Below are 14,886 nucleotides of genomic sequence, written 5' to 3' on the forward strand. Positions count from 1 at the left end.
TGCCCTTTTCCTAAAATTCCCACTTATCAGCGTGAAAGCTACAGAGTCAACAACCATTAGCCAAATCTTTAATCTGGTTCTTTTTGGAACTCCGTTTTGGATAAACTATGCTTGCAACACAAAATCTGATGCCGTGAGAGTGGCGCACCAGTTAAAGTTACAAATAAACCACCACTGCCAAAATCGATCGCGCTGCCATTTGGGTTGTAAAATAACTGCCCTGTCTTCTGCTGCCAATTTACTAATAAACGGTGGTAGCCACAGGGGAATGAAACTGTAGGTTTGGCTGACTCTAGCTAAACAGTTAAATAAAGTATTGACAAAAATTAAATTCTGTGCATCATGATTTGCTTGAGAATTGCTCAGGGCGATATCATGTTTATATGCGTTAGCGAGTCAGAAGTCAGACGCTCTTGCGTCGCTAACACTGCGCTATCGAGCGTCATAGCCTGTCGTAGACATCTTATTTTTTAGGTAGATTAGCAATAGACTATCTCAAGGGCACTTTATGACTTCTTTTGATTCAGCTAAAGATTTGATACTAGTAGCTGGTGCTACAGGTGGAGTCGGGCAATTAGTGGTAGGCAAGTTACTCGAAAAGGGTTTAAAAGTTCGCGTTCTCACACGCAATGCTGCAAAAGCTGAAGAGATGTTTAACCAAAAAGTGGAGATTGCTGTTGGTGACATCCGCCAGCCAGCTACACTGCCAGATGCAATGCTAGGTGTTACTTACATCATAAATTGTACTGGAACTACTGCCTTTCCCTCTGCGCGATGGGAGTTTGACGAAACCCCGAACTTGATTGAATGGGGAATTATTTTCCTTAATCCCAAATCTAGTGAAGCAAAAGCAAAGAATAGTCCAGCAAAAATCGATGCTCAAGGTGTCAGCAATTTAGTAGCAGCAGCACCCCAGAATTTGAAGCGATTCGTTTTCGTCTCTTCTTGTGGAATTCTCCGTAAAAATCAGTTTCCTTTTAGTATTCTTAATAGTTTTGGCGTGTTGGATGCCAAACAAAAAGGCGAAGAGTCCATTATTAATTCAGGATTACCCTACACCATTATCCGCCCAGGACGCCTCATTGACGGCCCCTATACCTCATACGACCTCAACACCCTCCTTAAGGCAAAAACTGGGGGTAAATACGGTGTGGTCATAGGCACTGGTGATACGCTTTCGGGTGATGCCAGCCGGATTGATGTTGCAAGCGCTTGTGTAGAATGCCTTTTTCAGCCAAATAGCTCTAGGAAAATTTTTGAAATAGTCAACCAAGGACAAAGACCACCTGTGATTGACTGGGAAACTCTTTTTTCTGGGATTGAATAATTACTGAGTGCTGAGTGCTGAGTGCTGAGTGCTGAGTGTTGAGTGTTGAGTGCTGAGTGCTAAGTGTTGGTGCTGAGTTATTATTCTCTCCCATGCCCCATACTTCTCTACGAGAGGCTGCGCCAACGGCTTCTCTACGAGACGCTGTTCGCGTTCGCGGTTCCTGAGCGTAGTCGAAGGGCAGTACAAGTGCAAGTGCCCAATCCCTAATCCTCACTGCTTCTGTAGTTTATTGCCTCAAAAGACGGCAAACACCACTCGGACGTTACGGTTCACCCTAATTACTGAAAGTATTAATTCTTCTACATTAGACAGAGTGAAGACAAATTAATCCATGAACCAACTAAAAACAAAATTTAGTTAGTTTAACCGTCCCAAGTAAGGTTCGGGAAACCACCCTTCATGGACTGGCTACCACTAAGCTTCAGTATATATATCAGCATAGTCTGGAGTTTTAACCCCAGGAAAGCCAAATCAAAGGTATTCATGCTGAACTGGCTGATTTCTTAACCCTGTTGGTTCAAAATTTAGTGCTTTATATTCTCATTCATTCATTTGTAGTTATACGGAGCCAGCACCTAAAATGGCAAAAGTAGTTGGAATTGACTTAGGAACAACGAACTCCTGCGTGGCAGTGATGGAAGGTGGTAAACCCACAGTAATTGCTAATGCTGAAGGTTTTCGGACAACGCCATCAGTAGTCGCATTTGCCAAAAATGGCGACAACTTGGTTGGCCAAATCGCCAAACGCCAAGCGGTGATGAACCCCGAAAATACGTTTTACTCAGTCAAACGCTTTATCGGTCGCCGCTACGATGAAGTTAGTAACGAAGCTACAGAAGTTTCTTACAAAGTTCTTAGCAGCAACGGCAATGTCAAATTAGATTGTCCAATAGCTGGTAAACCGTTTGCTCCTGAAGAAATTTCTGCAAAAGTTCTTCGCAAACTAGTTGAAGATGCCAGCAAATACTTGGGTGAAACTGTAACCCAAGCTGTAATCACTGTTCCTGCATACTTCAATGACTCTCAGCGGCAAGCAACAAAAGACGCTGGGAAAATCGCCGGGATTGAAGTTCTGCGGATTATCAACGAGCCTACCGCTGCTTCTCTGGCTTATGGATTTGACAAGAAGAGTAACGAAACCATCCTAGTATTTGACCTTGGTGGTGGTACTTTCGACGTATCCGTGCTGGAAGTAGGAGACGGAGTTTTTGAAGTACTAGCCACATCTGGTGATACCCACCTTGGTGGTGACGACTTTGATAAAAAAATAGTTGACTTCTTAGCTGAGAAGTTCAAGAAAGCCGAAGGTATTGACCTGCGGAAAGACAAGCAAGCTTTACAACGTCTAACGGAAGCCGCAGAAAAAGCCAAAATTGAGCTTTCTAGTGTCAGCCAAGCAGAAATTAACTTACCATTTATCACCGCTACCCAGGATGGGCCGAAGCACCTGGATACAACCCTGACTCGCGCTCAATTTGAAGAACTTTGCTCTGACTTAATCGACCGTTGTCGTATTCCTGTGGAAAACGCCCTTCGGGATGCCAAGTTAAACAAAGGCGATATTGATGAAGTGGTGTTAGTTGGTGGTTCTACGCGGATTCCCGCAGTCCAACAGATTGTGAAGCAGGTATTGGGTAAAGACCCCAACCAAACCGTCAACCCTGATGAAGTCGTAGCAGTTGGTGCAGCTATTCAAGCTGGAGTACTGGCTGGTGATGTAACTGGCATCTTGCTGTTAGACGTGACACCGCTATCTTTGGGTGTGGAAACATTGGGCGGCGTGATGACCAAAATTATCCCCCGCAACACCACAATTCCCACCAAGAAATCAGAAGTCTTCTCCACTGCTGTGGATGGACAAACCAACGTAGAAATTCACGTCCTCCAAGGTGAACGCGAATTTTCTAACGATAACAAGAGCTTGGGAACCTTCCGTCTGGATGGTATTCCTCCTGCACCACGCGGCGTTCCTCAAATTGAAGTGGTGTTTGATATTGACGCTAACGGTATCCTTAACGTTACCGCTAAGGACAAAGGTACTGGTAAAGAACAGTCCATTAGCATAACCGGCGCTTCCACCCTGGATAAAAATGACGTTGACCGGATGGTAAGAGAAGCTGAACAAAACGCTTCATCTGACAAAGAACGGCGTGAGAAGATTGAACGCAAGAATCAAGCTGACTCTTTGGCATACCAAGCTGAGAAGCAGTTACAAGAATTGGGCGATAAAGTTCCCGATGCTGACAAGACCAAAGTCGAAGGTTTGGTGAAAGAACTGCGGGAAGCAGTTGCTAAAGAAGACGATGAGCAAATCAAAAAGCTCACCCCAGAATTGCAACAAGCGTTATTCGCTGTTGGTAGCAACATCTATCAACAAGCTGGTGCTAGTGCCAGTGCTGGCGCTGGTGCCGGTGCTACATCTGGTGGTGAACCTCAAGATAGTAGCAGTTCCTCTAGTTCTAGTAACGGCGACGATGTAATTGACGCTGATTTTACAGAGAGCAAATAATTTTTCTACTTCTTTTGGGAAGATTATCTTGTCCCACCTTAATAATTACCCACTCAGACAAATGCCTGAGTGGGGATTTTTTTTAAGGAGTTAGGGGTTAGGAATTAAGAGTTATATAAAGTCCGGTTAATTTCTTATGCCATATCCACAAGCACCTTGGACACTTCAAGGTTATGCTATCCAAACTCTGCATTTGCTAAATATTGACCAAGTGCGCCCTTTGATTCCCTTAGAGTTAGAAATTGTTTCTGTATGGCCTGGTAAAACCCTCGGTAGCGTGTATTTATCTCATTACGGGTCAGGCTCAGTACTAGAGTATAGTGAGTTAATTGTTGTTCCAGCTTTGGTTAATTACCAGAGTAAAATCGGCGCTTGGGTTTCTCATATTTATGTAGATAATGCTGATTCGGTGGCTGGTGGTCGAGAAATTTGGGGGCTACCAAAGGAACTAGCTAAGTTTACCTGGGAACAAGGAAAGCAAGTTACTGTGCATCAGGAAAACCGGAAATTGTGTAGTCTTAAGTATAATCAACAAAGCTTGGCATGGAGACAGCGGTTAAGCGCTTCTAGTTTCAGCGTCAAGGGTAGTGATTTGCTGATATTCCCTGCTGAATTTGAGTCTGTATTGGGTTTGATTGGTTCTAAATTAGAAATCCCCACCGAAAGTCCTTTTTTTGGAATAAGTTTAGGTCAGCCTTGGTTAAGTGTGCGTTGCGAGCAGATGAGTTTGCAGGTTGATGCACCAAAAGTGGTAGGTCAGATGGGTATCTAATAGACTGCGGTAGATATTTGATTAAATCTAAACTTAGGGGGCGTGTTCTTGATTTTAGAAATAGCGATAATAAGCTTGAGCCTGTGATTTTAGTTGATGAATATAGAGGTAACAGTCAGCAATAGATTCTGGAGAAATTTAGTAATAGCAATGACGTAATTATTTTATGCGATCGCACTTGCCAACATCCGCTGATTTTGGGCGATCGCACTTTCAATAACAGTATCACTTTAGGCAATGCCTGCGGCGAACGTTGCGATCGCTCTTTTCCACTTTGGGATTATAAAATATCCTAACTTCCTAACATCTGCAAGTTATGTAAAGTGGCATAAAGCCCTCCTTGTTGCAGTAGTTGTTCGTGACTTCCCTGTTCGATTAATTCGCCACGCTTGAGAACAAAAATCCGGTCTACATTACGAATTGTAGACAAGCGGTGAGCGATAATAATGGCGGTACGTCTAAGCAAAAGCTGGTTTAATGCCTCTTGAACTGAAGCTTCTGTACCAACATCCAAACTAGCGGTAGCCTCATCTAGTACCAAAATTTGCGGATTGCGAATGGCAGCTCGCGCAAAGGCTAAAAGTTGCTTTTGACCACTAGAAATATTTGTCCCCCGTTCTCGAAGTTGAGTATCATAACCTTGAGGTAATTCTTCTATAAACTGGGCAATGTTGGTTTCTTCTGCTGCTTGTTGAATCTGCTCAATGGTGTAGCCATCTCCTAAAGAGATGTTGCTTTTAACATCGCCAGCAAACAAAAAGCCTTCTTGTAAAATTACTGCCATGTAGCGCCGCAGTTCTGCTTGTGGTACTTCCCGAATGTCTACGCCATCTATGAGAATGCGTCCTTGGGTGGGTTCGTAAAGGCGGCACAAAAGACGAATAATCGAAGTTTTACCCGCACCTGTAGGGCCGACTAATGCCACTTTTTCACCAGGATGAATGGTAAAATCTAAGTCTTTAATTACGTAATCATCATTTTTGTAAGCAAACCAGACGCGATCGAAGCGAATCTCTCCCAGTTCTGGGGGGGAAGTCAGGTCTGGGGATTCTAGATTTGCCAGTATTTCGTCGATGTAGCCAAATTTCGCATCAAATATTGAGAAGCGGACATTGGCGCGATCGCGAATTTCTATCGGTTCATCTAATATATCGCCTACGCGTTCAATGGCAGTGAAACCAGCTTGAATTACTGTAAATTTTTCCGCAAAAGCCCTTAAAGGGTCAAATAATCGCTGGGCATACAATATAAATGTCGATAAAGTCCCGAAAGTCAAGTTTTTTTCCAACAGCAACCAACCACCCACGCACAAAACACCTGCGATCGCAATCAGTCCAACCCATTCTAAGGTTGCTGAAACAAATGAGTCATAAAAGATGGTTTTATCCATTTGCTGAATGTAGGTGTTGTTCGTAGCACGAAACAATTCGGCATTAAATTTTTCTCTACGGAACAACTGCACGACGTTAATACCAAGCACATTTTCTTGTAGCTGTGAATTTAGGATCGAAAGTTCTTCTCGCCCTTTGTAATTGGCTTTGCGGTACTGTTTTTGAATGTAAACAATTACCCAGCTAGTTGGTAACAGCATCAATATCAGCAAGCAAGAAAGTTGCCACTGGATGGAAAACATTAAACCCAAAGTCACCAGCATTAAAAACAAGTCGGATATAATGCCAATTGCCCCAGTCGAAAAGACATCGCCTAACACTTCCACATCGCTGGTGATTCTGGTAATTAATTTACCTACGGGTGTGCGGTCAAAAAAGCGCACTGCTAGAGATGTTACATGCTGAAATAAGTCTTGGCGAATTGCTGCGGTGATTTGTTGCCCTAGCTTTTGGACTATATAACCTTGGAGACCTGTCAATATCAATTGGATGGCGATCGCAATTACCAGTAATCCCTCTAGGATATTTAGCCCTTGCGAGAAGGGACGATTCCTGAAAAATTCGTAAGTGCTTGGTTCGTTACGAATCAGGGAGATTACTTGGCCAATCAAGAAAGGTTGTAGGGCATTAGCTAGTGCGATCGGTACGAGTAGGCACATTGACAGCGCCAGTAGCCGTCCGTGACGACGGGCATAAGGTACCAAACGCAAAAATAACCGCCAGTCATTTTCAGGCCGACGATCTGGTGTATAAGGTTTTTTCAGAGATTGGTAGATGCTCATAGTAAGAGCATTATATTAATGTTTGGAAAAAAACACGCTTGTTTAAAGTAGCGTTTATCTTCCTACTCTGATACCATGCCTGAGATAGAAACCGCAAGACTACTACTAAAACCCGATATTCCTCAAGATTTGAACGATCCCCTTTACATTTTGCAATCTTAAAACTATCAGTCTCCTACCCAGAAATGTTGCCACTGTTTAATTTAATTTGGCGGATCAAAACGATTCATAACCGCAGCCTACAGAATCATTGGCGAACCAACTGCTAAACATAAGGACTTTCCAGGGGTGGAAGTCTTCAGGGTGCGCTGACTGGTTTACAGCACAAAGGCTTGATTTATAATGCCGAGCCAGGTTATCAACTGGCATTGCCTTTACTGGTCTTGTGGTTGCGGCGACGGTTGAGTTGAAAATAGCGATGTAACAACAAGATTCCCGACTTTTGAAATAAATCGGGAATCCGAGGGCGCACAGAAGTGCGCTCCTAAAGTATTTGTATTAATTGCTTCATAAATATTCCTGTAAGTATGAAAAAATAGCATACTTATTTGTTTACGTCTTATATCTAAAGATAGAAGATTGAGGTTAAAATTTGGGAAACCTAAGAGGGGTTCATTCCCAAGAGATGTTCTACCTACTTATCGCAGAATGCAACTGAGGTCAGATGACGCAACCTTTAAATCAAGTCAAAGAATGGGAACAACGTCGTGATGAAGCAAACCGCTACTACCAACGGGGTAAATTTCAAGAGTCTCTCGATCTTGCAACCAAAAATTTACACTTGGCTAGAGCAATTCCAGACCGAGCCAGAGAAGGTTATACATTAAACGACCTCGGTTTAGCTCACCTCAGTTGCTGGCAACCTCAAAGAGCATTAGAGCGTTTTCATCAGGCGCTTTCGGTTGCTATTGAAATTGGCAACGCGCCAGCAGAGGCAACTGCACTTAGCAATCTAGGTTCTACCTACAGCCGTCTTGGACGCTTTTCGCAAGCGTTGGAATATTTTGACAAAGCACTGCCAATCTTTAGGCGATCGCAAGATACTCAAAGTGAAGTTTCTACTCTTAATGATGTCGCACTAATTTATACCCGCTTAGGAGAACCGAAACGCGCACTGTTGCTACAACACCAAATTTTGAGGATGCGACGATTGTTAGGTGACTTTTCTGGTGAAGCAACAACGCTCAATGGTATTGGATTTGCCTACAATGTCTTAGGCAAGTTTGAGCAAGCGCTAGAATTTTTTCAAGCAGCACTGCCAATTCAACGAGCTGTGAAAAATTTGCTTGGAGAAGCAACCACCTTGAACAATATTGCTTCTGTCTATCATGATTTAGGAAAACCGAAACAAGCGCTGTTGCTCTACTATCAAGTTCTTTTAACACGTCGAGCAATCAGCGATCGCTCTGGTGAAGCAACAACCCTTCACAACATTGGTTTTACCTACAGCACCCTGGCAGAGCATCGCCAAGCAATGAAGTTCTACAAGCAAGCCATTGTGATTTATCAAGAACTGGGCGATAATCTTGGAGAAATTTCAACCTTGCTAAATATGGGAAGCGTTTACGCCACTACAAAACGCAAAAAAATGGCGCGATCGTGCTACCAAAATGCCCAAGAGTTAGCAGAGCAAATTGAATATCAGCCACTTTTAGAAAAAGTACAGCAGTTCATAGATTCTCTGTAGCTTCCAGTTACCCTTTTCCCATATTGGGAGAAGGGGTTAGGGGATGAGGGCAACCCTACTAGTAAAATTAAATATGCGTTATGCAGAACTCTTGTAAAGACGTAGCACTTGCTACGTCTCTAGATTCTTTTTTACCCTAGCTACAATACCAAAGTTGTAGCTAGAACAAAGACATCTATGAAAGCTTACGAAATTCAAAGCAACGCCGGAATTGATGCTTTGGCATTAGTCGATCGCCCCCAAGCAAAACCCGCAGCTGGACAAGTTCTGATTCAAGTGAAGGCAACATCCTTAAATTATCGCGATTTGCTGGTTATTCAAGGAGCTTATGGTACTGGACAGAAATATCCCTTAATTCCCATGTCTGACGGTGCGGGAGAAGTTGTGGCGGTGGGGGAAGGTGTGACACGTGTAAAAATAGGCGATCGCGTCGCTGGTATTTTCTTCCAAGACTGGATTTATGGCTCTTTAACCAAAGAGAAAATGAAATCCGATCTCGGAGGCGGTATCGATGGAATGCTGGCTGAGTATGTCTTATTACACCAAGATAGTTTAGTAATATTACCCGATAACTTATCCTACATTGAAGGCGCAACTTTACCCTGTGCAGCAGTCACAGCTTGGCACGGGCTTGTAACAAAAGGCAATATTGGTGCAGGTGATAGTGTTTTATTACTCGGTACTGGAGGAGTTTCAATTTTTGCTCTCCAGTTTGCCAAGATACATGGTGCTAGAGCGATTATTACTTCCAGCAGTGATGAAAAGTTGGCACGAGCCAAACAGCTTGGTGCTGACGAAACAATCAACTACAAAACAACACCAGATTGGGAAAAGCAAGTTTATCAATTAACCAATCGCACCGGTGTAGATCATGTAGTTGAGGTAGGCGGTGCAGGTACTCTGCCAAAATCGCTACAAGCAGTCCGCATTGGGGGACGTATTAGTTTGATTGGCGTATTGTCAGGTAGAGGAAATGAAATTGACCCTATGCCAATACTTTTTAAGAGTTTAACAGTTCAGGGAATTTATGTTGGCAGTCGGGAAATGTTTGAAGCGATGAATCGGGCGATACAACAGCATCAAATCAAACCAATTATCGATCGAGTTTTCCCCTTCAATGAAGCACGAGAGGCTTATCATTATCTCAAAAGTGCGGCTCACTTCGGTAAAGTCATAATTCGTAATTCGTAATTCGTAATTCGTAATTTTAAAAAGTTTAATTCTATGTTTCAAGTGGGGTTTTAATTCCCAGTTGAAACATAGTTATACCAATTGGAAAAAAGAATGCGACAAATAGACCATTTGTAGAGACGCGATTCATCGCGTCTTTACCCAAGGATGTGTTGCAATCATTAATTGAATTGGTATTATGAATTACGTTTAAACAGCAGCGAGAGTAGGCGCAGCAAATTTAGCATATCGCTCGATGTAGAATTCTTTAGAGTGAGCGATCGCTTTCACAGATTCACGCTCTTTCAAAGCATGTTTCCACTGGCGTAGACGGGTAAATTGCTCTGGTATTCCAAAACCACGATACTGCTTCAGTGCAGCCCAGCGCTCAAACCAAGGGAAGTAAGTAAAATCTACCAAACTGATGGATTCACCAAACCAGTAAGGGCCTTCTCCAGAAAGCTTTGCTAAACCTTCGTTTTCAATGAATTCCAGATGTTTGTATAGTTCCTGTTTAGCTTCTTCTTGTTTTTCGGGATCTGAACTCCGCAGCAGGGTAGAAAAAGCGGGAACGAATCTGGTGTTAGCAAAATCGATCCAGATGCGAGCTTGTGCCCTAGCAATAGCGCTGCTAGGTAACAGTGGTGGATTGGGAAATACCTCATCGAGATATTCGTTAATTACCGCAGACTCCCAAACTGGGTTATCCTCATGAGTTAGTGCAGGCACTTTCCCATAGGGGGAAACTTTGGTAAACCCTTCCGGTTTATTCTGCAAATCAATCTCAATCAAATCGAAGTCAATGCCTTTCTCTTGGAGTACCAAGCGGGTACGGTGAGCATAAGGACAAACAACTGCACTGTATACTTTAATTTCAGCCATGTTTAAGTTCCTTGGTAAATAGGACTTGTTAATCGCCATTGGGAATTGAATTTTCATCCAAAATCCCAAATCTTAAATTGTTAGTGTCACAAAATCTTGTTGAAGCGAACGTAGCGTGAAAAATTATCGACACTAACCAAACTTTGAAACTGGAGTTATACTCAAATAACCCAAAATTCTTAGTGAGTGTGGGGAGTAGGGAATAGTTATTTTTCCTAGATAATCCCTTTGCTAGTTCCGCATCAGATGCAAGTAGGGAATAGTTATTTCTCCCTCTGCTCCTCTGCCCCTCTGCCCCCCTGCCCCTCTGCCCCTCTGCCTAAAGCCAGGGCACTTCTTCAGGTGCATAACGGAAGGCGCGGAAGACTGTATTTTGCTCTCCAAGAGTTACCGGCGACTTCTCACCTGGAATATTCCGAGATGCAAAATGGGGATTGATGTATTCCCAAACAATCTCACCTGTAACTGTCACCTCGAATATTCGACCATAAGCACCTTCTGTAATTAAGGTATTGCCATTGGCCAAACGTTGCGCTCCTGATATATATGCACTGAAGAAATTTTGGGGCGGATTGTCGGTGTATTCCCAAACTATTTTTTTGGTTTGACGGTTCACCTCAATCACACGAGAAAAATTGAGAGCGATGTTACGGCGATGTGCGCCATTGTCGAAAATCAGGATATTACCGTTAGCTAATTCGTTTGGGAAGTGCTGCTGTGCTAGCACATCATCGCCTAGAGTCCAGATGATTTCTCCGGTTTTGCGATCGATAATGACAACTGTGGAGATATTGCGAAAGCTCACTATAATGTTGCCATCAGCGAGTTCGCCCACAGTATTCCCATGAGTCCATTCATGTCGATGATCCTGGGGTGTAATCGTAAATATATCTGGATCGAGGTGTTCGTGAGCGTGCCAAGTCCAAACGATTTCACCTGCTGGAGTCACCTCATAAAGCACATCCGCATAGATATCACCATCTGGCTCTGTACCTGGTACGCCACCTTTAATGCTCTTAACCAAAGACTGAGGTATCTTTTCAATGGCGAGTAGAATTGTGTTGCCATTGGCTAATCTGCGTCCGTCATGATGATGATCTGGATGCTTATATTCCCAGATAATATTTCCCTTGGGATCTGCTTCTAAAACAACGCCACTTTTGAATGCAGCCCATAGAGCAAAACGTAGGGGTTCTTCTGGTGGAGTCTTACCATTATAAAAAAGGTTGCCATTGGGCAAAAGATAACCGTATAACCCTGGTGGATAAGGCAGATTCCACTGATGTACTACTTCTCCTTCTAAGTTCAGAAGGTAGACTTCACCTTGACCTGTCAAAGGTGTGAAAAGTGTGTATCCTTTAAATACTTTTTCGGGATTGTAAGCTCTTAAACCAGTACCCCGACGACGAATAGTATTCTGGTCAACTAATGTTGCTGTAAAAGTCATATTTTACCTACTAAATATCTAGTTTTGCATCTAATAACTGGGACAGAGTGCATCGCGCATCTCTACTTCTACTCTGATAATGAGAGCCAGAGGCTCTAGGGAGGCATTACCAGGCTCCAGCCTGGTAACGAGGCGAACTATCTTTAATTTTGAATTTTGAATTTTGAATTTTGAATTATTTATGGTGCTGGGTTTGGCGACTGAGCATGAACTATATCCAACTCTTCCAAAATGTCTTTGTCGAGAACTACATTCACACTTTCTAAATTCTCTTTAAGTTGTTCCAATGTGGTAGCACCAATAATTGTGCTAGGGACAAACCAACGACTCCGCACAAATGCTAAAGCCAGATGCGCTGGACTTAGTTGATGGCGCTTGGCAATTTCTACATAAGCTGATACAGCTTGACTGACTTTCGGTTTCAGATAGCGCTGACCAAAATTTTCAAACAAAGTGACTCTGGCTTTCTCTGGTTTGCCGTTTAGATATTTGCCAGTCAAGAAGCCAAATGCTAAAGGACTATAAGCTAGTAACCCAATTTCTTCGTGATAAACTGCTTCTGCTAAGGCTCCGTCAAATACTCGATTCAGTAAGTTGTAAGCATTTTGAATCGAAACAACTTTGGGCAATCCTAATTGTTTAGCAGCGTTACTAAACTGGGCAACTCCCCAAGGTGTTTCGTTACTCAAACCGATATAGCGAATTTTCCCAGCCTTAATTACATCGTCAAAAACTGCTAGCTGTTCAGCAATAGGAACCGTTTCTCCTACCTGGGTCGGATCGAACACTGTTTGTCCAAACCGTGGCACGTAGCGATCTGGCCAGTGAATTTGATACAGATCGATATAGTCTGTCTGTAATCTTTTTAGGCTATCATCTACGGCTTGTTTGATATTATCACGATCGATTGCTTTGGCTCCTCCACGTACCCATTTAAAGCCTCGACCAGGGCCAGCAATTTTAGTAGCTAAAATAACTCGATCTCTTTGTTGACGTTTTAACCATTCCCCAATGTAAGTTTCTGTTAATCCATAAGTTTCGGCACTTGTTGGGACAGGGTACATCTCTGCTGCATCAATAAAATTGACTCCTTGGGCAGTAGAATAATCTAGTTGCTCATGGGCTTCTTCAATAGTATTTTGCTGTCCATAAGTCATAGTACCCAGACACATTTCAGAAACTTTTAAGTCACTCTTGCCAAGTTGGTTATACTTCATCTTTCTGCCTTGTTATTCAGTCAATTTAACAGTGATATTTTTATTGGAGATTTTGCATTTTGTCAAGCGCATTATTATTTTTTAAGTAAATTAGCTTCAAACAATACTGGATTTGGCACTAAGCCAATATAAATTTTTCAGAGAAAATATAATTTATACTACTTTAACTCGGTAAATAATAAGTAGTTAGTGTATATAGCTGTTTATTATTGCACAGATGAACCAAATAAGTGAGTTAGTTTTGGGTAATCAAAATTTTAAATATGTAGTCGAAAATACTTGCTTTTATTGAGTATTTGTGAAATAGACTGTTTTAGGCTGAGTATATAGTACAGCAAATCGGTAGGTTTACCGTAGTATGTTAAAAATCTTAAGATTCTTCTAGAATGAAGTCTTAATAAATATTCATATTAATATGGTTATTTCTAAGTACTTTTTTTAAGACAGTTAAAATATACCAAGACCTGTTGGAGAGCTAAAAAGATTTGGTAGCAATGAAAAAGATTTAGGTTTTAATGACTTGTATAATCAGGAATTTTTTGCTGCGATCGCTCCAACGATGCTCATGTCTATAGCAATATGATTAATGAACATAATTTCATTTAATTCTGCGATCGCAAATGTAATTAAGTTAATTTCGTTGGATTTTTTGTTATTATAAACACTCATTTAGTGATATGATAAATATGAGTGTAAAAAGCTCAGATTCTCACTAAAACTTTTTTAGGGAATACACCTTTTGACATTAAGGCTAGACTCTGGATTTTCTCCTTATGCCGTGAGTTGTCTTTTCTAGAGACGGCTATATTCAGGAAAATCCCAATGTCATTAGATACAAATATCGTTGAGAAACCAGCAAACAAGCTGCTGGCTGCTTTGCCAGCCAGTGATTATGAACGCCTTGTGCCCCATCTAAAGCTAGTTTCGCTCTCAAATCGGCAAATACTTCACGAACCAGGCGAACCGATCGCACAGGTCTATTTTCCTAATAAAGCAGTGGTTTCTATAATCACCACTATGGAAGATGGCTCGACTGTAGAAGCTGGTTTAATAAGCAATGAAGGTATGGTGGGTATCCCAGTAATTTTAGGAGACAACATCACAACCACAACAGCATTAGTGCAGGTTCCAGACAGTGCTATGCAGATGGATGCAAATATATTCAAAAGCGAGTTTAATCGGGGTACAGCCCTTCAAAGCCTGTTGCTGCGCTACGTGCAAGGTGTATACACTCAAATAGCACAAGGATCTGCCTGCAACCGTCTTCATAAGCTAGAGAGCCGACTGGCTCGGTGGCTGCTAACAGTTTCCGATCGTCTGGAATCAGAAGAATTTCCGCTCACCCAAGAATTTATCGCACAGATGCTAGGTGTACGTCGCGCTGGTGTCACTGAAGCAGCTAATATCCTGAGCGGCGCCGGAATCATCACCTACCACCGCGGTCAGATTAATATCCTGAATCGAGAGGCTTTAGAAAAAACCTCCTGCGAATGTTACCAGGTTATAGAAAATGAATATGTCCGTTTATTGGGCAAATTGCCCAATAAACGGTGAAAATAACTTTTTTTGAACTTTTATGTACGAAACCGCACAGACTCAAACAAGTGTGTTCATTTAAGCTTTTTTAGATTGTCCCCATATTTCTTTAGCGAATACATCTTTTGACATTAGGATCAGATCCTTAAATCCTTTCCTTGTG

12 protein-coding genes and 2 pseudogenes are annotated in these 14,886 nt (G+C 42.2%); 7 read left to right on the forward strand and 7 right to left on the reverse strand.

The window, feature by feature from the left end; genetic code table 11:
• Nucleotides 1–105: 105 nt before the first annotated feature.
• A complete protein-coding gene (locus AC1F2U_RS12430) occupies nt 106–237 on the reverse strand; it encodes a hypothetical protein (RefSeq protein WP_480261386.1) in 132 nt (43 codons plus the stop codon).
• Between the two features lie 39 nt (nt 238–276).
• A pseudogene (locus AC1F2U_RS12435) lies at nt 277–372 on the reverse strand (hypothetical protein); the annotation flags it as partial.
• Nucleotides 373–508: 136 nt separating this feature from the next.
• Between AC1F2U_RS12435 and AC1F2U_RS12440 the strand changes: the two are divergent.
• The 3 genes from AC1F2U_RS12440 to AC1F2U_RS12450 all read left to right on the forward strand — a co-directional run bounded on the left by AC1F2U_RS12440 (nt 509) and on the right by AC1F2U_RS12450 (nt 4,611).
• A complete protein-coding gene (locus tag AC1F2U_RS12440) occupies nt 509–1,327 on the forward strand; it encodes an SDR family oxidoreductase (protein WP_480261387.1) in 819 nt (272 codons plus the stop codon).
• 583 nt (nt 1,328–1,910) lie between these two features.
• Complete coding sequence (gene dnaK, locus AC1F2U_RS12445) at nt 1,911–3,839, forward strand: molecular chaperone DnaK (RefSeq protein ID WP_480261388.1); 1,929 nt, start codon at nt 1,911–1,913, stop codon at nt 3,837–3,839.
• A 136-nt stretch (nt 3,840–3,975) separates the two neighbouring features.
• Nucleotides 3,976–4,611: an acetoacetate decarboxylase family protein gene (locus AC1F2U_RS12450; RefSeq protein WP_480261389.1), complete on the forward strand. Its 636-nt coding sequence runs from the start codon at nt 3,976–3,978 to the stop codon at nt 4,609–4,611.
• Between the two features lie 292 nt (nt 4,612–4,903).
• Here AC1F2U_RS12450 and AC1F2U_RS12455 read toward each other — a convergent pair whose 3' ends face one another.
• Nucleotides 4,904–6,784 (reverse strand): ABC transporter ATP-binding protein, encoded by a 1,881-nt coding sequence (locus tag AC1F2U_RS12455; RefSeq protein ID WP_480261390.1) that lies wholly within the window; start codon nt 6,782–6,784, stop codon nt 4,904–4,906.
• 275 nt (nt 6,785–7,059) lie between these two features.
• Between AC1F2U_RS12455 and AC1F2U_RS12460 the strand changes: the two are divergent.
• The 3 genes and pseudogenes from AC1F2U_RS12460 to AC1F2U_RS12470 all read left to right on the forward strand — a co-directional run.
• Nucleotides 7,060–7,194, forward strand: a pseudogene (locus AC1F2U_RS12460) (ATP-binding protein); the annotation flags it as partial.
• A gap of 254 nt (nt 7,195–7,448) precedes the next feature.
• Nucleotides 7,449–8,471, forward strand: coding sequence for a tetratricopeptide repeat protein (locus AC1F2U_RS12465; RefSeq protein ID WP_480261391.1), 1,023 nt, complete (start codon nt 7,449–7,451; stop codon nt 8,469–8,471).
• 177 nt (nt 8,472–8,648) lie between these two features.
• A complete protein-coding gene (locus AC1F2U_RS12470) occupies nt 8,649–9,662 on the forward strand; it encodes a zinc-dependent alcohol dehydrogenase family protein (RefSeq protein WP_480261392.1) in 1,014 nt (337 codons plus the stop codon).
• Nucleotides 9,663–9,851: 189 nt separating this feature from the next.
• On the opposite strand, the gene AC1F2U_RS12475 is transcribed toward AC1F2U_RS12470, so the two are convergent.
• The 4 genes from AC1F2U_RS12475 to AC1F2U_RS12490 form a co-directional block, all read right to left on the reverse strand.
• The gene (locus AC1F2U_RS12475; RefSeq protein ID WP_480261393.1) at nt 9,852–10,523 is read right to left on the reverse strand and encodes a glutathione S-transferase family protein; all 672 of its coding nucleotides are present in this window, start codon (nt 10,521–10,523) and stop codon (nt 9,852–9,854) included.
• Between the two features lie 319 nt (nt 10,524–10,842).
• Nucleotides 10,843–11,970, reverse strand: coding sequence for an aryl-sulfate sulfotransferase (locus AC1F2U_RS12480; RefSeq protein WP_480261394.1), 1,128 nt, complete (start codon nt 11,968–11,970; stop codon nt 10,843–10,845).
• 179 nt (nt 11,971–12,149) lie between these two features.
• Nucleotides 12,150–13,187, reverse strand: a complete 1,038-nt coding sequence (locus AC1F2U_RS12485) for an NADP(H)-dependent aldo-keto reductase (protein ID WP_480261395.1) — start codon at nt 13,185–13,187, stop codon at nt 12,150–12,152.
• A 528-nt stretch (nt 13,188–13,715) separates the two neighbouring features.
• Entirely contained in the window at nt 13,716–13,856 is a 141-nt protein-coding gene (locus AC1F2U_RS12490; RefSeq protein WP_480261396.1) for a hypothetical protein, read from the reverse strand.
• Nucleotides 13,857–14,009: 153 nt separating this feature from the next.
• Here AC1F2U_RS12490 and AC1F2U_RS12495 point away from each other — a divergent pair, with 153 nt between their 5' ends.
• Nucleotides 14,010–14,741 carry a Crp/Fnr family transcriptional regulator gene (locus AC1F2U_RS12495; protein ID WP_480261397.1) on the forward strand — a complete coding sequence of 244 codons (732 nt, stop codon included), beginning with the start codon at nt 14,010–14,012 and terminating at the stop codon, nt 14,739–14,741.
• Nucleotides 14,742–14,886: the final 145 nt, after the last annotated feature.

The sequence above is a fragment of the Nostoc sp. LEGE 12454 genome, from assembly GCF_056620565.1.